The following is a 16,758-nucleotide window of genomic DNA, read 5'->3' on the forward strand; positions in this document are numbered from 1 at the left end:
TGCTGGAGCCCCGGCCGCCCCTGTTACTTTTCCCGCATGCTGACCATCACCCAGGAGCTGTACGACGCGATCGTGGCCCACGCCCGCGCCGACCACCCCGACGAGGCCTGCGGCATCGTGGCGGGGCCGGAGGGCAGCGGCCGCCCCGAGCGGTTCATCCCGATGCTGAACGCTGCCCGCTCGCCGACCTTCTACGAGTTCGACTCCACCGACCTGCTCAAGCTCTACCGGGACCTCGACGACCGGGACGAGGAGCCGGTGATCGTCTACCACTCGCACACCGCGACCGAGGCGTACCCGTCCCGCACCGACATCTCCTACGCCAACGAGCCGGGCGCGCACTACGTCCTGGTGTCGACCGCGGAGGACTTCCAGTTCCGCTCGTTCCGCATCGTGGACGGTGCCGTCACGGAAGAACCGGTCAAAGTAGTGGCTTCGTACGCCTGACGTTCCGGATGCCGAGACGTGCGCCTGAGCCCGGTTCGGGGAATCGATACGATGAGCGCATGGTTTTCTCCGACGTGAGCGACAATGCGCCGGGCACGCCGCTCGTGGCGCGGCTGCACGTCGATCTGTGCCGCCGCACCAGCGCGGCGTGTCCGCGCGCCTGACCGCACCACCGCGCCGCCCCGCCCGCACCCCGTACGGCCCGCACGGCACCGCAGCCCCGCCCGCGACGAGCACCAGCCCGTCCCCGCACCCACGCACTCACTGGAGCGCAGACATGGCCATCGAGGTCCGCATCCCGACCATCCTCCGCACCTACACCGACGGCGAGAAGTCCGTCGAAGGCGCGGGCAGCACGCTCGACGAGCTGCTCACCGACCTCGACAGCCGCCACGCGGGGCTGCGGGACCGGGTGGTCGACGGCGGCGAGCTGCGCCGCTTCGTCAACGTCTACCTCAACGACGAGGACGTCCGCTTCCTGGACGGCATCACCACCGAGCTCGCCGACGGCGACAGCGTGACGATCCTGCCCGCCGTCGCCGGGGGCATGGCCTGATGCGCTACGACAGCCCGCTGGCGGCGGTCGGCAACACCCCGCTGGTCCGCCTGCCGCGCCTGTCACCGTCCGACGCCGTGAGCGTCTGGGCCAAGCTGGAGGACCGCAACCCGACCGGCTCGGTCAAGGACCGCCCGGCCCTGCACATGGTCGAGCGGGCCGAGGCCGAGGGGCGGCTCACCCCCGGCTGCACCATCCTGGAGCCGACCTCCGGCAACACCGGCATCTCGCTGGCGATGGCCGCCCGGCTCAAGGGCTACCGCATCGTCTGCGTGATGCCCGAGAACACCTCCTCGGAGCGCCGCGAACTGCTCACGATGTGGGGCGCCGAGATCATCTCCTCGCCCGCGGCCGGCGGCTCCAACACCGCGGTGCGGGTCGCCAAGGAACTGGCCGCGGAGCACCCCGACTGGGTGATGCTCTACCAGTACGGCAACCCCGCCAACTCCGGGGCGCACTACACCACCACGGGCCCGGAGATCCTCGCCGACCTGCCGACCATCACCCACTTCGTCGCGGGCCTGGGCACCACGGGCACCCTGATGGGCGTCGGCCGCTTCCTGCGCGAGAAGGTCCCCGGCGTCGCCATCGTCGCCGCCGAGCCGCGCTACGACGACCTGGTCTACGGGCTGCGCAATCTCGACGAGGGCTTCGTGCCCGAGCTGTACGACGAGTCGGTGCTCACCACCCGCTTCTCGGTCGGCTCCCAGGACGCGGTCCGCCGCACCCGCGAACTGCTCCAGCAGGAGGGCATCTTCGCCGGAGTGTCCACCGGCGCGGCCCTGCACGCGGCGCTCGGCGTCGCCGCCAAGGCCGAGCGCGCGGGCGAGCGGGCCGACGTGGTCTTCGTCGTCGCCGACGGCGGCTGGAAGTACCTGTCCACCGGCATCTACACCGCGCCGACCACCGAGGCCGCGGTGGCCGCCCTGCACGGCCAGCTCTGGGCCTGACCCGCAGCGGCGGCGCGCCGGACGGGACCCCCGCCCGTCCGGCGTACCGCCCGCCCCCGCCTGCCGCCGTCGAACACAAAGCGCCAAGTGCGGCCGTACGGGACGTAAAAGACCCCCCGGACTGGTGATTCCGCCCACAACGGGGCGCCGTGGAGGCCCAGCGCACCGCCTTGCGCTCTACCCTCGGCAAGACATGGCGGACCGCTTCCGCCAATTCCCCCGCCCCGCCAGGAAAGGGGTGATTGCGGCGCGCCCTCGGAGGTGTTTCCCGGAATGAAGCTCACCGTCGTCGGCTGCTCGGGGTCGTTCCCGTCCGTGGACTCGGCTTGTTCGAGCTATCTCGTCGAGGCCGACGGCTTCCGGCTGCTGATCGACATGGGCAACGGCGCCCTGGGCGAACTGCAGCGCCACTGCGGGCTCTACGACCTCGACGCGGTCGTGCTGAGCCACCTGCACGCCGACCACTGCATCGACATGTGCGGCTACTTCGTGGCCCGCTACTACCGCCACGACGGCGGCCCGGCCGCCGCGATCCCGGTCTACGGCCCGGCCGGCACCGAGCGCCGGCTGAACATCGCCTACGGGGACGTACCCGACGAGAAGTGCATGAGCGAGGTCTTCGACTTCCGCACCCTCCAGCCGGGCAGCTTCCGGCTCGGCCCGTTCGACATCAGCACCGACCTGGTCAGCCACCCCGTCGAGGCCTACGGCTTCCGGCTCGGCTACCAGGGCCGCACGCTCACCTACTCCGGCGACACCGGCCCCTGCGACGCGCTCGACACCCTCGCCCGGGGCGCGGACCTCTTCCTGTGCGAGGCGTCCTTCATGTACGGCAAGGAGGACATCCCCGAGCTGCACCTCAACGGCCGCGAGGCCGGGCAGATCGCCGCCCGCGCCGGGGTGTCCCGGCTGGTGCTGACCCACATCCCGCCCTGGACCAGCCCCATGGCCAACCTGCGCGACGCCCGGGCCGCCTTCGACGGCCCGGTGGAACTGGCGAAGGCGGGCGCGGTCTACGAGCTGTAGACCGGGCGCCCGCCCTCGTGCGTCCCTGCCGGTCCTGGCCTACTTGGTCAGGTCCTCGATCTCCTCCGCGGGCTCGCGGCCCGGGGTCTTGAGGTCGAACCTCACGATCGCGAACCGGAACACGACGTAGTAGACCGCCGCGAACACCAGGCCGATCGGGATGATCAGCCACGGCTTGGTGGCATGGCTCCAGTTCAGCGCGTAGTCGATCAGGCCGGCCGAGAAGTTGAAGCCGGCGTGCACACCCAGGCCCCAGGTGATGGCCATCGACGCGGCGGTCAGCAGGATGTGGATCACGTACAGCACCGGCGCGATGAACATGAACGAGAACTCGATCGGCTCGGTGACACCGGTCACGAACGAGGTCAGGCCGATGGACACCATCATGCCGAGCACGGCCTTGCGGCGCTCGGGGCGCGCGGTGTGCGCCATCGCCAGCGCGGCGGCGGGCAGGCCGAACATCATGATCGGGAAGAAGCCGGACTGGAACATGCCCGCGCTGTGGTCGCCCGCCAGGAAGCGCGGGATGTCGCCGTGCACGACGGTGCCGGTGGCGTCGGTGAAGTCGCCGATCTGGAACCAGGCCACCGCGTTGACGAACTGGTGCATGCCGACCGGGATCAGCGCGCGGTTCACGCCGCCGAAGAGGGCGGCGCCGCCCGGGCCCAGGCCCGTCATCCAGTTGCCGAAGTGGGTGATGCCCTCACCGATCGGCTCCCAGACCAGGCCGAAGAAGACGCCCACGGCCAGGCCGACGAAGGCCATCAGGATCGGGACCAGGCGCCGGCCGTTGAAGAAGCCCAGCCACTCCACCAGCTTGGTGCGGTGGAAGCGCTGCCAGACGACCGCGGAGAGCAGGCCCATGATGATGCCGCCGAGCACACCGGGGTCGTTGTAGACCGCGGCGACGTCGATACCGCTGTTGGCTGTGGTGTTGATCACCGCGTCGTGAACGGGGAAGGCCTGCAGTACCTTGGAATAGACCAGGAAGCCGACCAGGGCGGCCAGCGCGGTCGAGCCGTCGGACTTCTTGGCGAAGCCGATGGCCACGCCTATGCAGAACAGCATCGGCAGGGCGCCGGTCAGCGCCCCGCCGGCGTTGCCGAAGACGGACGCGACCTTGTCCCAGCCCAGGCCGTCGCTGCCGAAGACGTCGGGCTGGCCCAGCCGGACCATGATGCCGGCGGCGGGCAGGACCGCGATCGGCAGCTGAAGGCTGCGGCCGATCTTCTGCAGGCCCTGGAAAATCCCGGAACCGCGCTTCTTCGCGGGAGCCGAGGGAGCCGCGGGAGCGGCGTCGTCGGGGGCCGTGGCGGTTGTCATCAGAATCCTCCGTGGTCTATACCACTTAGTGGTGTAGACCTTTGTAACACGTCGGATGCGCGTAAAGGAATCCACGATTCCGGGTGCGCTGCGTCACACCGCTCACGCACAGCGAAGACCCCCGGGTTCGCTGACCAGGGGGTGTGACGTACGGTTCGCGCCGCCGTCACGGAAAGTCGCGCTACTTGACGGTGTCCCGCTCCCTCTCCTTGCGGGCTGCGGCCCCTCTTCCGCAGGCCCGGGAAGAACCGGCCGCTCCAGCCGCGGCCGGGTCGCGCGGCGGCGGCCCTGCGCGCTCACCCGGGCCGGTCCTGGGCGGGCCGGTCGCGTACAGTGGTGTAGACCACTTGGGGATGCGGGAGACCGGCGTCCATGATCGACATGGTGGTCCACCGTGGGATCGACCGCTCGCGAAGCTGGGCCAACCGTGCGTTAACGTGACATGACGGACCCGCGGTGGGTCGGAGAAACAGGGAGACTCAGATGGCCACCAAGGCAGAGAAGATCGTCGCCGGGCTCGGCGGACTCGACAACATCGAAGAGGTCGAGGGCTGCATCACCCGCCTGCGCACGGAGGTCGTCGACCCCTCCCTCGTCGACGAGGCCGCACTCAAGGCCGCCGGCGCGCACGGCGTGGTGAAGATGGGTACGGCGATTCAGGTCGTGATCGGGACGGACGCGGATCCGATCGCGTCGGACATCGAAGACATGATGTAGCCCCCGGGCTCCCTCCACCCCGAACCTCGCGTCTGCCCCGCCTCCGCCGCGCCCCCTGGCACCCGGGGGCAGATGTGCGGAGCCGGCGGATCCAGGGGCGGGTGCCCCGGGGCGGCGGGCTGGCGGGGTGGTGAGGGGGCCGGGGTCACCCGGATAGGCTCGGGGGATGTCACGATTTGACGGCCGCAGGCCGGATCAGCTTCGCCCCGTCACGATTGAGCGCAGCTGGAGCAAGCACGCGGAAGGCTCCGTCCTGGTGTCCTTCGGCGACACCCGGGTGCTGTGCACCGCCAGCGCCACCCAGGGCGTGCCCCGCTGGCGCAAGGGCAGCGGCGAAGGCTGGGTCACCGCCGAGTATTCGATGCTGCCCCGCGCCACCAACACCCGCGGCGACCGCGAATCCGTCCGCGGCAAGATCGGCGGCCGTACCCACGAGATCTCCCGCCTCATCGGCCGCTCCCTGCGCGCGGTCATCGACTACAAGGCCCTCGGCGAGAACACCGTCGTCCTGGACTGCGACGTCCTCCAGGCCGACGGCGGCACCCGAACCGCCGCGATCACCGGCGCCTACGTCGCCCTCGCCGACGCCGTCACCTGGATGCAGGGCAACCACTTCATCAAAGCCAAGTCCCGTCCCCTGACCGGCACCGTCGCCGCCGTGAGCGTCGGCATCGTCGGCGGCGAGCCGCTGCTCGACCTCGCCTACGAGGAGGACGTCAAGGCCGAGACCGACATGAACGTCGTCTGCACCGGCGACGGCCGCTTCGTCGAGGTGCAGGGCACCGCGGAGGGCCAGCCCTTCGACCGCGCCGAGCTGGACGCCCTGCTCGCCCTCGCCGTCAACGGCTGCGCCGAGCTGACCGCGGCCCAGCAGGCCGCCCTGGCCGCCACCGGGGGCTGACCCCCGCCCGGGCAACCCCGGCGGTGGCCTGCCGCGTGTCTACAGATGCACGCGGTACGCCGCCGGGTGCCCGCGCAGGGGAGGGGAGCCCTCATGCACGCCCGTACCGCCTTACGTACCGGCACCGCCTGCACCGCACTGCTGCTGGCCGCCACCGCCGCCCTCACCGGCTGCGACAGCGTCGACCGCGCGCTGGACTGCGCCAGGACCGCCGCCACCGTCGCGGGCGACCTCCAGGACCTGCAGAGCACCGCCACCAACATCGGCCAGGTCTCCGACCCCACCCGGCGGCACGCCACCGTCGCCGCCCTGGACAAGGTGCGGGCCGACCTGAAGAACCTCGGCGACCGCACCGACGACTCCGACGTCGGCACCGCCGCCGACGACCTCGACACCGCGGTGCGCAATGCCCGCACCTCCGCCGCCGCGGGCCGCAACCCCGACCTGAGACCCGTCACCCGGGCCGCCGGCCACCTCACCGACATCTGCACCCCGGGCTGACCGGGATAATCGGCCCATGACGCGCCGCCTCGTACTCGCCACCCGCAACGCCCACAAGGTCACAGAACTCCGGGCGATCCTGACCGGCACAGGACTCGACGTCGACCTCGTCGGGGCCGACGCCTACCCCCACATCCCCGACGTCAAGGAAACCGGCGTCACCTTCGCCGAGAACGCGCTGCTCAAGGCGCGCACCCTCGCCGAGGCCACCGGGCTGCCCTCGGTCGCCGACGACTCGGGCCTGTGCGTCGACGTCCTCGGCGGCGCCCCCGGCATCTTCTCCGCCCGCTGGGCCGGACGGCACGGCGACGACGCGGCCAACCTCGCCCTGCTGCTCGCCCAGCTCGGCGACATCGACGCCCCGCACCGCGCCGCCCACTTCGCCTGCGCCGCCGCCCTCGCCCTGCCCGACGGCACCACCCGCGTGGTCGAGGGCCACCTCACCGGCACCCTGCGCCACGCCCCGTCCGGCGCGGGCGGCTTCGGCTACGACCCGATCCTCCAGCCCGACGGCGACACCCGCACCTGCGCCGAGCTGACCCCCGCGGAGAAGAACGCCATCAGCCACCGCGGCAAGGCCTTCCGCGCCCTGGCCCCCCTGGTCGCGGAACTCCTGGGCTGAACGCATCGAAAAGGCGCGGCACTCCGTGGAGTGCCGCGCCCTCGGCGATGGGCCCGGTGGGACTCGAACCCACGACACACCGGACCTAAACCGGCGCCCTCTTGCCAGCTGGGGTACGGGCCCGCAGCGCTACTCTACTGGGTCGGCAGGCGCGGGCACGTGTCGTAACCGGTGGGAGTACGTCGGCGTCTGGCTGTGGCACGACGGACACAAATACCGCAGGTTCTCACGGCGGTTGTCCAGCGGGTCGCCGTTGGTGTGGTCGATCTCCAGCACCAGCCGCCTGCCCTGCCAGAGGTCGCCGACACCGCACTCGGAGCAGAGGTGCGGCACGCCCAGCTCGTCGAGTGCCCGCCGCAACAAGGCGGTCTTCGCACGGTTCGCCCCCGGCTCCCGTCGACGCAGGATCCGGTCCGCGGACAGCCGGTACGGCGAGGCTCTGCCGCGGCCGTGCGCCTGGCCGGTGAAGTGGGCGGTGCTGATTTCGTGTGCCGTCAGACTGCGGCGCAGCCGCGCCCGGGCCGCTCCGCTGTCGGCGATCCGGAGGTGCCGGAGCGCCCCGGCGAGGCTCGTCGCCCCGGCAACCGCCGCCTCACACGCCTCCCGCGGGATGACGCCGGGGGTGGATCTGCGTCCGCTGGTGAAGTGGCTCGTGTCGATGCCGAATTCGTCGAGCTTCCTGCGGACGTGGCCGTACGGGCTGTCGCGTGCCGGGTAACCCAGATACTCGAGGACTTCCCGCACGCTGTGCGAGTGCGCGGCTGCCTTTTCCAGCTGCTCCCGTGGGTAGCTGCGCCGGGCGCGTGGTGGCAGCGGCTCGGCGGTGAAGTGGCCGGTGTCGACCCCGTAGTGGGCCAGGCGACTGCGGAGGTAGCGCAGCGGGCCGCTGCCGAGCGGCGAGTCGAGCCGTCGCAGCATGTCGACGAGGCTGGTCGACACGGCGGCTGTGCGCCGCAACGCGTCGCGGGTGTACGCCACCGCGCTCACGACGGCCTCTTGCGCCCGCGATACGTGTCCGTGACCGCGTGGCAGTTGGGGCACAGCAGCCGGAGGTTCCGCGGTCTGTCGTCCCACCACTGGCCGCTGATGTGGTCGACTTCCAGGACGAGCGGCCGACCGTTCCACTCCGGTCCCGTGCCGCACATCCCGCACCTCTCCGGCACTCCGGCGGCGATGAGCGCGCGCCGCAGCCGCCGGCCGGGGGTTCTGCCTTCCTCGGGTGTGCGCAGGCACAGAAGACCGGGCCGTCGGGCGCCCGGACGCTGGGCGGGCGCCCGGGTGAAATGGCCGGTGTCGATCGCCAGCGCGGCTATCCGGCGGCTGACGTGGGTCTGGTTGCCGCCCACCGGGCTGATCCCCAGCCGCCGTACGACGTCCGCGATGCTGGAGGAAGCCGCGACGGCCTCCCGCAAGCGGTCCTCGGTGTGCCGCACCCGACCGGTGGCGAGGTGCGGGGCGTCGATCCCGGCCTCGGCCAGTTTCCGACGCAGATACCGTGTGCTGCCGGGTGTCGGGCGGCCTCCGCAGTGGCGGACGGCGTCATCGATGTGCCCCGTCACCCGGACGGCTTCCTCCAGCAACTCGCGGGTGTATCTGACTGCCACGTTCCCTCCGTTCCTCGGGCGCACGTTCGTGCCCCGTACGGAGTAACGACGCCGGGCGGCCCGGGTGACGGGGGGTCAGACGCCGAGGTCGCGGATGAGTTTGGCCACGTGGCCGGTCGCCTTGACGTTGTAGAAGGCGTGCTCGACCTTGCCCTCCTCGTCGACGATGACCGTGGAGCGGATCACGCCCATCACCGTCCTGCCGTAATTCGTCTTCTCGCCGTAGGCCGCGTAAGCGGTGAGTGTGGCGCGGTCAGGATCGGACAGAAGCGTGACGCGGAGGGATTCCTTCGTGCGGAACTTCGCCAGCTTCTCCGGCGCGTCGGGCGAGATCCCGAGGACGTCGTAGCCGGCGGTGGCCAGCTGGTCCAGATTGTCGGTGAAGTCGCACGCCTGCTTGGTGCAGCCCGGGGTCATGGCGGCGGGGTAGAAGTAGACGATGACCTTGCGGCCGCGGTGGTCGGCGAGGGACACGGGCTTGCCGTCGGCGTCCTGGAGGGTGAAGTCGGGGGCGGGGTCGCCGGGTGACAGGCGCTCGGCCATGGAAAAGCTCCTCAGTCAAACGGGGGTGCCGACGAGGCGCTGGCCGCGTCGTACTGACAGACTGTCCGAACGCTACCTAATCAGGCGATGGAGGAGACGCGGTGTCGGACGACGTCAGGACGCCCGCTCAGATCGAGGCGGAGATTGCCCGCAGGCGGCAGGATCTGGCCGCGACGCTGGACGAGCTCGCGGTCCGCGTGCACCCGGTGACGATCGCGCGGGACACGAAGGCCAAGGCCGTCTCCACGGTGGACCACACCGTCGGGCAGGCGTATGTCGCCGCGAACCGGGCGGTCAGCAGGGCCAAGGCGCATTTCGTCACCGACGAGGGCGCGCCGCGCCCGGAGCGGATACTGCCGGTCGCGGTGGCCGGGGTCGCGCTGATCTTCGCGGTGACCGGTCTCTCGGCGTGGCGCCGCCGCCGGTAACGTCGTGGGCGTGAGGTCGAACAGTGAGCACGACAAACTGCCCATCCGGATGCTGCACGACCGTGTCCTGGTGCGGCAGGAGTCAGGCGAGGGCGAGCGCCGCAGCGGCGGCGGCATCCTGATCCCGGCGACTGCCGCCGTGGGGCGCCGCCTGGCGTGGGCCGAGGTCGTCGCGGTGGGGCAGAACGTGCGGACCGTGGAGGTCGGCGACCGGGTGCTGTACGACCCGGAGGACCGCGCCGAGGTCGAGGTGCGGGGGGTGGCGTACGTCCTGATGCGGGAGCGCGATCTGCACGCGGTGGCCTCGGAGCGCCTCAAGGGCACGGACGACTCGACCGGCCTGTACCTCTGAGGCCGCTGAGACCTCCCGGGGGTCCCGGACCTCCGGGACCCTGACACCCGCCGGGTCGACACCCGCCGGGTCGACACCCGCCGGGTCGACACCCGCCGGGTCGACACCCGCCGGGTCGACTCGGCCGAGCCGCCAAAGCCCCGGAACCGAAGGCCTCAGCCTCCCGGACCCGCTATCCGCCCGTGTCGCCGCCCGGCCCGTTCGGGCTGGCCCCGCCGCCACCTCCGCCGCCGCCCCCGGCCCCGCCGCCGGTGAGGCCGCCGAGCGGGTCGAGGGTCGGGGGAGCGGTGGTCGGCTCGCGGGTGGGCGGCTCGGACGCCGGGCCGGTCGGCCGCCTGGTCGGCGGGGTGCTCGGCGGGCCGCTGGGCGGTGCCTCGCTGCTCGGCGGGGGGCCGCTGCTGGGCGGCTCCGAGGTGCCCGTGTCGGTCGGCGACGGGTCGTCGGTGGCGGACGCGGACGGGGGCAGGTCGTCCTTGTTCACGTCGAGGTCGAAGTCCTGGACCGCCACATTGTGCAGCGCCGCCGCCGTATAGGCCGCCCAGACGTCGCCGGGCGGGCCGCCGCCGTTGATCCGCGACTGGTCCATGGAGCCGTAGAGCTTCTTCTGGCCGCCGGTGTCGGGGTCCATGCCGAGCACGGCGACGACGGTCGCCAGCTTCGGGGTGTAGCCGGCGAACCAGGCGGCGATGTCGTTGTCCGCGGTGCCGGTCTTGGCGGCCGAGGGCCAGCCGGAGTCCTGGGCGACGACGGCGGTGGCGCCCGAGCTCTCCACGACGCTGCGCAGCACCGACGTCGTGGTGTCCGCGGCGGCGCGCGGCACGGACTGCTGCGGCTCCCGCTTGGGCAGCGGCAGGTCGTTGCCGTCCTTGGTGACCTTGAGCACCACCGTGTACGGGATCTGCCGGCCGTGGTTGGCGAGCGTGGCGTAGACCTGCGCCATGTCCAGCGGGCTGGCGCCGAAGGAGCCGAGTGCCATCGCGGGGGTGGTGGGGATCTTGACGTCGTCGGGCATGCCCAGGTCGCGGGCGGTGTCTATGACCTTCTGGGTGCCGACGTCCTGCGCCATCTGCGCGTAGACCGCGTTGACGGACTTGTCCATCGCCCGGGTGACGTTGATCCGGCCGTAGGACTTCCGGTCCTCGTTCTCCGGCGCGTAGCCCACCGGGCCGTCGGGGCCGACGACGGGGCGCTTGTTCTCGCCGTCGTAGACGGTGGTCGGGGTGATGAGGTCGTCGTCCTGGGTCCTGGACGCGTGCTGGAGGGCGGCGGTGAGGATCACCGGCTTGAAGGTGGAGCCCGGCGGATAGGTCGCGTTGGTGGCGCTGCTGACGTACTGCTTGGTGTAGTCGATGCCGCCGTAGAGGGCGACGACGTCACCGGTGGCCGGGTCGATCGAGGCGCCGCCGGCCCGGACGTACTTGTCGGCGGCGTTGTGGCCGAGCTTGTCGTAGACGTTGGCCTGCGCGGCCGTGACGAAGGCGTCCTCCTTGGGCTTCTGGATGCTGGTGACGATGCGGTAGCCGCCGAGCCGCAGGGAGTCGGAGTCCACGATGTGGTGGTCGTCGAGGTACTGGTTGACGGCCTCGATGATGTAGCCGCGCTGGCCGGCCTTGCTGGCGATCGGCTTGGGCTTGCCGATGGCGGGGAAGGCGGTGGCATCGCGCTCGGAGGCGGTGAGCCAGCCCTCCTTGACCATGCCGTCGAGCACGTAATTCCAGCGCCCCTTGGCCGCCGGCGCGTTTTCCGGGTGGGCGGACAGGTCGTACTCGCTGGGCGCGTTGAGCAGGGTGGCGAGGTACGCGCCCTCCGCCGTGGTCAGGTCCGCGGCGTCCTTGTTGAAATAGGCCTGTGCGGCGGCCTGGATTCCGTACGCGTTGCGCCCGTAGTAGCTGCTGTTGAGATAGCCCTCAAGGATTTCGTCCTTGGACTCGTTGCGATCGAGTTTGATCGCGATGAAGAATTCCTTGACCTTGCGGGACGCGGTCTGGTTCTGGTTCAGGTAGTAGTTCTTCACATACTGCTGGGTGATGGTGGAACCGGACTGCCTGCCCTTGCCGGACGCGGTGTTCCAGGCGGCCCGCAGCATCGCCTTCGGGCTGACCGCGCTCTCGTGGTAGAAGTTCCGGTCCTCGGCGGAGAGCACCGCGTGCTGGGCGGTCCTGGCGACCTCGGCCAGCGACACGTTCTGCCGGTTGACGGCGCCGTCGCGGGCCAGCTCGGTCTTGCCGTCGGCGTAGTAGTAGACGTTGCTCTGCGCGACGGCCGCCGCATTGGCGTCGGGGATGGACACCAGGGCGTAGCCGAGGAAGAAGGCGCCGATCAGCAGCACGAGGCCGGTGAGCACCATGCCGGTGATCACCCGCCAGGTGGGCAGCAGCCGCCGCAGGCCGGTCCTGCGGGGCCGCCCGCCGGAGCCGCCCGCCGTCCCGTAGTGCGCGTCGCTCATATCTGTAGGGACTCCTCATCCGCCGCCGGGGTTGGGTCCGCGGCGGAAAAACCTGGGCCGATCGGCATGGACGTACCCGTACATGTACGTACACCCCATGAGCGGCCTCATCCCACAGTGCCGCATCATCCGGCGGTCCGGATCGGGCGGCACGCATCCGTGACAGGGCTGTGACAGGTGTGACGGCGCGCCGCCGGTCCCCGGCGGGCCCGAGCCGCCCGTCACCGGTGGGTCGCGCCGCCCGTCACCGGCGGGCGGAAAACCGGTGGAAGCCGCGGCTCGGCGCGCACTAGGCTCGGACGCTTGTGTGCCGGACGGTCCGGGCGCCGTGTTCCGGCGTGTTCCGGTGTATTCCGGCACGGTTCGGCGTTTTCCGGTGCGCTCCGGTGCTTCCTGATGTTTTCCGGCGGAGAGGCGGGGGGAATGGGCGGCTTCTACGGTGCCGTCGTGGTCCGCGGCTTCCGGCGCTATGCGACGTATCGCGTGGCCACCGCGGCGGGTGTTTTCACCAATACGGTTTTCGGCCTGATCATTTCGTACAGCTATATCGCGCTGTGGAACCAGCGCCCGCACCTGGGCGGCTACACCGAGGCGCAGGCGCTGACGTATGTGTGGATCGGGCAGGGCCTGCTGGTCACGATGGCGCTGATGGGCGGCGGCTTCGAGGACGAGCTGATGGAGCGGATCAGGTCGGGCGACATCGCGGTCGACCTCTACCGGCCGGCCGACCTCCAGGGCTGGTGGCTGGCCGCCGACCTGGGCAGGGCCGGCTTCCACCTGCTGGGCCGCGGGGTGCTGCCGCTGGTGTGCGGGGCGCTGGTCTTCGACCTGGCGGTGCCGTCGTCCGCGCTGACCTGGGCGCTGTTCGCCGTGTCCGTGCTGCTGGGGGTGGTGGTGAGCTTCGCGGTCCGCTTCCTGGTGGCACTGTGCGCGTTCTGGCTGCTGGACGGGACGGGGGTCGCCCAGGCCGCGTGGATCACCGGGCTGTTCTTCTCCGGGATGACGCTGCCGCTGAACGTCTTCCCCGGCGCGCTCGGCGGGATCGCCCGCGCGCTGCCGTGGTCGGCGCTGCTCCAGGTGCCCGCCGACGTGCTGCTCGGGCAGCACCGCGGCACCGGCGCGCTGCTCGCGCTGGCCTTCCAGGCGGGCTGGGCCGCGGCGCTGCTGGCCGCGGGGCGGCTGCTCCAGGCGGTCGCGACCCGCCGGGTGGTGGTCCAGGGTGGCTGAGGCTGAGGCTGAGGCTGAGGCGGAGGCGGAGGCGGAGCCGCGGGCCGTCGCGCCGGGCGCGGGCGCCAGGACACCCGGGCCGGTCGCCGAGAGCGTCCGCGCCTACGGGCTGGTCGTCGCGATGTGGATGCGGTCCACGATGGCGTACCGCACGTCCTTCGTGATGACCGCGCTGGGCAATTTCGCCGCGACCGGGCTGGACTTCGTCACGATCGTGCTGATGTTCTCGCACATCCACGCGCTGGGCGGCTTCACGCTCCCCGAGGTCGCCTTCCTCTACGGCACCGCCAGCACGTCCTTCGGGCTCGCCGACCTGCTCATGGGCTCCATGGACCGGCTGGGCCGCCGGGTCAGGGACGGCACCTTCGACACGCTGCTGCTGCGCCCGGTTCCGGTGCTGGCCCAGGTCGCCGCCGACCGGTTCGCGCTGCGCAGGCTCGGCCGGATCCTCCAGGGCGGCATGGTGCTGGGCTGGGCGCTGCTGCGGCTCGACCTGGACTGGACGCCGCTGAAGGTCCTGCTGCTGCCGGCGACGCTGCTGGCCGGGGCGGCGATCTTCTGCGCGGTCTTCGTCGCGGGCGCCGCCTTCCAGTTCTGGGCGGGCGACGCCGCCGAGGTCCAGAGCTCCGTCACCTACGGCGGCAACACCATGCTCCAGTACCCGCCGGGGCTGTTCTCCCGTGAGCTGGTGCGGGGCGTCACCTTCGTCGTACCGCTGGCCTTCGTCAACTGGCTGCCCGCGCTGCGCATCCTCGGCAGGCCCGACCCGCTCGGCCTGCCCGGCTGGGTGGACTTCCTGTCGCCCGCGGTGGCCGTGCTGTGCTGCGCGCTGGCCGGCCTCGCGTGGCGCGCGGGCATCCGTTCCTACCGCAGTACCGGGAGCTGAGTCACGTGAACCCGTCCGTGGAACCGATGATCGCGCTCGACGGCGTGGAGAAGGTCTTCGACGTACGCCGCAAGGTGGCCGGCACGCTGCGCCGGGAGCGCCGCCAGGTCAGGGCGGTCGACGGCATCTCCTTCACCGTGCCGCCCGGCGAGATGGTCGGCTACATCGGCCCGAACGGCGCCGGCAAGTCCACCACCATCAAGATGCTCACCGGCATCCTCAACCCCAGCGGCGGCCGGGTGCGGGTCGCGGGCATCGACCCGACCCGCGAACGCGCCCGGCTGGCCCGCAGGATCGGTGTCGTCTTCGGCCAGCGCACCACCTTGTGGTGGGACCTGCCGCTGCGCGACTCCTACCAGCTGGTCCGCAGGATGTACCGCATCGAGGACGCGCGGTACGCCCGCAACCTGGCGGCCTGCGTCGACCTGCTCGACCTCGGGCCGCTGCTCGACGTGCCGGTGCGCCAGCTCTCGCTCGGGCAGCGGATGCGCGGCGACATCGCGGCGGCGCTGCTGCACGACCCCGAGGTGCTGTACCTGGACGAGCCGACGATCGGGCTCGACGTCGTCAGCAAGGCCAAGGTCCGCGACTTCCTGCGGACCGTCAACGCCGAACGCGGCACCACCGTGCTGCTCACCACCCACGACCTGACCGACATCGAGACGCTGTGCAGCCGGGTGATGGTCATCGACCACGGCCGGCTGATGTACGACGGCGGCCTCGACGGGCTGCACGCGGTCGGCGAGTCCGAACGCACCCTGGTCGTGGACTTCGCCCGCGAACTGCCGCCCGTCGATGTGCCGGGCGCACGCTGGGTGCGCAGCGAGGGGCCGCGCCAGTGGCTGGCCTTCCCCGCGGGCGAGAGCGCGGCGCCGCTGGTGACCGCGCTCGCCGCGAGCCACCCGCTGGTGGACCTGTCGGTCCGTGAACCCGCGATCGAAGATGTCATCGCCCGGATGTACGGGGCGGCGTAACATCCCCGGAACCGTCCGTACCGGATCGCCCGTCCGGGCGACCCGGGAACCGAGACAAGGGAGTTCACGTGCCGGAGGACTTCACCGTCGCCGAGGCGACAGCGGCGGACTGGGACGAGATCGTGGAATGGGCCGTGGCCGAGGGCTGGAACCCCGGCCGGGGCGACGCGGAGTGCTTCCGCCACACGGACCCGGCCGGCTTCCTGGTCGGCAGGCTCGACGGCCGGATCGTCTCGGCCGTCTCGGTCGTGGCCTACTCGCCGGACTTCGCCTTCCTCGGCCACTACCTGGTGCACCCCGAGCACCGCGGCACCGGCCTGGGCATGGCCACGTGGAACGCCGCGCTGCCGCACGCCAAGGGCCGGGTCGTCGGCCTCGACGCGGTGCCCGCGCAGCGCGGCCTGTACGAGCGGTCCGGCTTCACCGCGGCCTACGACAACGTCCGCCACACCGGGCGCCCCCGGGCCGCCGAGCCCTCCGCCGGGGCGGGCACGGTGGGGTCGGTGACGCCGTATCACCTCGACGCGATCAGCGCGTACGACAGCGGGTGCTTTCCCGCGGAGCGGCACGCCTTCCTGAGCAGGTGGCTCACCGCGGAGGACCACACCGCGCGGGTCCTGCTGGACGCCAACGGGCATGTCACCGGCTACGGCGTGATCCGCCCGGCCCACGACGGCCTGCGTATCGGGCCGCTGTTCGCCGACAGTCCCGAGGGCGCGGCGGCCCTCTTCGACGCGCTCGTCCTCGGGGTGCCGGCCGACGCCGACGTCTCGATCGACGTCCCCGACCACCACCCGACGGCGACCCTCCTGGCCACGTCCCGCGGCCTGACCGAATCCTTCCGCTGCACCCGCATGTACTCAGGCCCCGAGCCGTACGCTCGCGCCGAGGCGGTCTACGCGACGACGAGCCTGGAACTCGGCTAGCCGCTCCGCGCGGTGCATTTACGCTCCGACGGTCCCCCGCGCCCCCGGGGGGCTCGTCCTCTGCGGCAGGGGAGCCTCTGGCAGAAGCGCATCCTCTGCGCAGGAGGAACCGAGCCCCGCAGGGGCGCGGGGAACTGCGCGACCAGCCACGACGGACCGTTGTGTGGAAACGGGCCGCACCCCCCCAGGGGCGCGAGGAACTGCGCGCTCAGCCACAGGGCAGCGGCACTGTGACCGACACAGAATGTGGCACCCCCCCAGGGGCGCGGGGAACTGCGCGACCGGCCCACCACCGGGGCGCGGGCGGCAGGTCACCGCAAGGGGCATCC

General features: G+C 71.7%; 20 protein-coding genes and 1 tRNA gene. 15 read left to right on the plus strand and 6 right to left on the minus strand.

The annotated features are described in order from the left end of the window. The first annotated feature begins 36 nt into the window (after window positions 1–36). The 5 genes from OHA86_RS24980 (at window position 37) to OHA86_RS25000 (ending at window position 2,979) form a co-directional block, all read left to right on the plus strand. Complete coding sequence (locus OHA86_RS24980) at window positions 37–447, plus strand: Mov34/MPN/PAD-1 family protein (RefSeq protein WP_073493638.1); 411 nt, start codon at window positions 37–39, stop codon at window positions 445–447. A gap of 59 nt (window positions 448–506) precedes the next feature. After that, a complete protein-coding gene (locus OHA86_RS24985) occupies window positions 507–611 on the plus strand; it encodes a putative leader peptide (RefSeq protein ID WP_329178666.1) in 105 nt (34 codons plus the stop codon). A gap of 113 nt (window positions 612–724) precedes the next feature. Beyond that, the gene (locus OHA86_RS24990; RefSeq protein WP_329178668.1) at window positions 725–1,003 is read left to right on the plus strand and encodes a MoaD/ThiS family protein; all 279 of its coding nucleotides are present in this window, start codon (window positions 725–727) and stop codon (window positions 1,001–1,003) included. Then, the gene (locus OHA86_RS24995; protein WP_329178670.1) at window positions 1,003–1,953 is read left to right on the plus strand and encodes a PLP-dependent cysteine synthase family protein; all 951 of its coding nucleotides are present in this window, start codon (window positions 1,003–1,005) and stop codon (window positions 1,951–1,953) included. The genes OHA86_RS24990 and OHA86_RS24995 overlap by 1 nt, the downstream gene beginning before the upstream one ends. 273 nt (window positions 1,954–2,226) lie before the next feature. Continuing rightward, window positions 2,227–2,979, plus strand: coding sequence for an MBL fold metallo-hydrolase (locus OHA86_RS25000; RefSeq protein ID WP_329178672.1), 753 nt, complete (start codon window positions 2,227–2,229; stop codon window positions 2,977–2,979). A 39-nt stretch (window positions 2,980–3,018) separates the two neighbouring features. On the opposite strand, the gene OHA86_RS25005 is transcribed toward OHA86_RS25000, so the two are convergent. Further along, complete coding sequence (locus OHA86_RS25005) at window positions 3,019–4,302, minus strand: PTS transporter subunit EIIC (protein WP_329178674.1); 1,284 nt, start codon at window positions 4,300–4,302, stop codon at window positions 3,019–3,021. Window positions 4,303–4,785: 483 nt separating this feature from the next. Between OHA86_RS25005 and OHA86_RS25010 the strand changes: the two genes are divergently transcribed. From OHA86_RS25010 to rdgB, 4 genes are all read left to right on the plus strand, one after another. Next, window positions 4,786–5,019 (plus strand): glucose PTS transporter subunit EIIB, encoded by a 234-nt coding sequence (locus OHA86_RS25010; RefSeq protein ID WP_033175692.1) that lies wholly within the window; start codon window positions 4,786–4,788, stop codon window positions 5,017–5,019. A 166-nt stretch (window positions 5,020–5,185) separates the two neighbouring features. Then, window positions 5,186–5,920, plus strand: a complete 735-nt coding sequence (gene rph / locus OHA86_RS25015; RefSeq protein WP_329178676.1) for a ribonuclease PH — start codon at window positions 5,186–5,188, stop codon at window positions 5,918–5,920. Window positions 5,921–6,013: 93 nt separating this feature from the next. Beyond that, on the plus strand, window positions 6,014–6,421 hold the full coding sequence (locus OHA86_RS25020; RefSeq protein WP_329178678.1) for a hypothetical protein: 408 nt from the start codon (window positions 6,014–6,016) through the stop codon (window positions 6,419–6,421). Between the two features lie 16 nt (window positions 6,422–6,437). Continuing rightward, window positions 6,438–7,043, plus strand: a complete 606-nt coding sequence (gene rdgB, locus OHA86_RS25025; protein ID WP_329178680.1) for an RdgB/HAM1 family non-canonical purine NTP pyrophosphatase — start codon at window positions 6,438–6,440, stop codon at window positions 7,041–7,043. Window positions 7,044–7,091: 48 nt separating this feature from the next. Here the strand turns inward: rdgB and OHA86_RS25030 are convergent. The 4 genes from OHA86_RS25030 to bcp form a co-directional block, all read right to left on the minus strand. Next, window positions 7,092–7,166, minus strand: a tRNA-Leu gene (locus OHA86_RS25030). A 6-nt stretch (window positions 7,167–7,172) separates the two neighbouring features. Further along, window positions 7,173–8,030: an HNH endonuclease gene (locus OHA86_RS25035; RefSeq protein ID WP_443071884.1), complete on the minus strand. Its 858-nt coding sequence runs from the start codon at window positions 8,028–8,030 to the stop codon at window positions 7,173–7,175. After that, window positions 8,027–8,647, minus strand: a complete 621-nt coding sequence (locus OHA86_RS25040) for an HNH endonuclease signature motif containing protein (protein WP_329178682.1) — start codon at window positions 8,645–8,647, stop codon at window positions 8,027–8,029. Before OHA86_RS25040 ends, OHA86_RS25035 begins: the two co-directional genes overlap by 4 nt. A 75-nt stretch (window positions 8,648–8,722) precedes the next feature. Further along, window positions 8,723–9,190, minus strand: a complete 468-nt coding sequence (gene bcp / locus OHA86_RS25045; RefSeq protein ID WP_329178684.1) for a thioredoxin-dependent thiol peroxidase — start codon at window positions 9,188–9,190, stop codon at window positions 8,723–8,725. Between the two features lie 101 nt (window positions 9,191–9,291). Between bcp and OHA86_RS25050 the strand changes: the two genes are divergently transcribed. Both OHA86_RS25050 and OHA86_RS25055 read left to right on the plus strand, forming a co-directional pair. Then, window positions 9,292–9,618 (plus strand): DUF3618 domain-containing protein, encoded by a 327-nt coding sequence (locus tag OHA86_RS25050; protein ID WP_329178685.1) that lies wholly within the window; start codon window positions 9,292–9,294, stop codon window positions 9,616–9,618. A gap of 49 nt (window positions 9,619–9,667) precedes the next feature. Continuing rightward, complete coding sequence (locus OHA86_RS25055) at window positions 9,668–9,970, plus strand: GroES family chaperonin (RefSeq protein WP_329182544.1); 303 nt, start codon at window positions 9,668–9,670, stop codon at window positions 9,968–9,970. Between the two features lie 172 nt (window positions 9,971–10,142). On the opposite strand, the gene OHA86_RS25060 is transcribed toward OHA86_RS25055, so the two are convergent. Next, on the minus strand, window positions 10,143–12,416 hold the full coding sequence (locus OHA86_RS25060; RefSeq protein WP_329178687.1) for a transglycosylase domain-containing protein: 2,274 nt from the start codon (window positions 12,414–12,416) through the stop codon (window positions 10,143–10,145). Window positions 12,417–12,839: 423 nt separating this feature from the next. Here OHA86_RS25060 and OHA86_RS25065 point away from each other — a divergent pair, with 423 nt between their 5' ends. The 4 genes from OHA86_RS25065 to OHA86_RS25080 all read left to right on the plus strand — a co-directional run bounded on the left by OHA86_RS25065 (window position 12,840) and on the right by OHA86_RS25080 (window position 16,429). Then, window positions 12,840–13,643: an ABC transporter permease gene (locus OHA86_RS25065; RefSeq protein WP_329178688.1), complete on the plus strand. Its 804-nt coding sequence runs from the start codon at window positions 12,840–12,842 to the stop codon at window positions 13,641–13,643. Next, window positions 13,636–14,529: an ABC transporter permease gene (locus OHA86_RS25070; RefSeq protein ID WP_443071885.1), complete on the plus strand. Its 894-nt coding sequence runs from the start codon at window positions 13,636–13,638 to the stop codon at window positions 14,527–14,529. The genes OHA86_RS25065 and OHA86_RS25070 overlap by 8 nt, the downstream gene beginning before the upstream one ends. A gap of 26 nt (window positions 14,530–14,555) precedes the next feature. Continuing rightward, the gene (locus OHA86_RS25075; protein ID WP_329182546.1) at window positions 14,556–15,503 is read left to right on the plus strand and encodes an ABC transporter ATP-binding protein; all 948 of its coding nucleotides are present in this window, start codon (window positions 14,556–14,558) and stop codon (window positions 15,501–15,503) included. Between the two features lie 68 nt (window positions 15,504–15,571). Next, the gene (locus OHA86_RS25080) at window positions 15,572–16,429 is read left to right on the plus strand and encodes a GNAT family N-acetyltransferase (RefSeq protein ID WP_329178690.1); all 858 of its coding nucleotides are present in this window, start codon (window positions 15,572–15,574) and stop codon (window positions 16,427–16,429) included. Window positions 16,430–16,758 lie beyond the last annotated feature (329 nt).

Origin of the sequence: Streptomyces sp. NBC_01477 (genome assembly GCF_036227245.1) — a bacterium.
Lineage (GTDB): Bacteria > Actinomycetota > Actinomycetes > Streptomycetales > Streptomycetaceae > Actinacidiphila.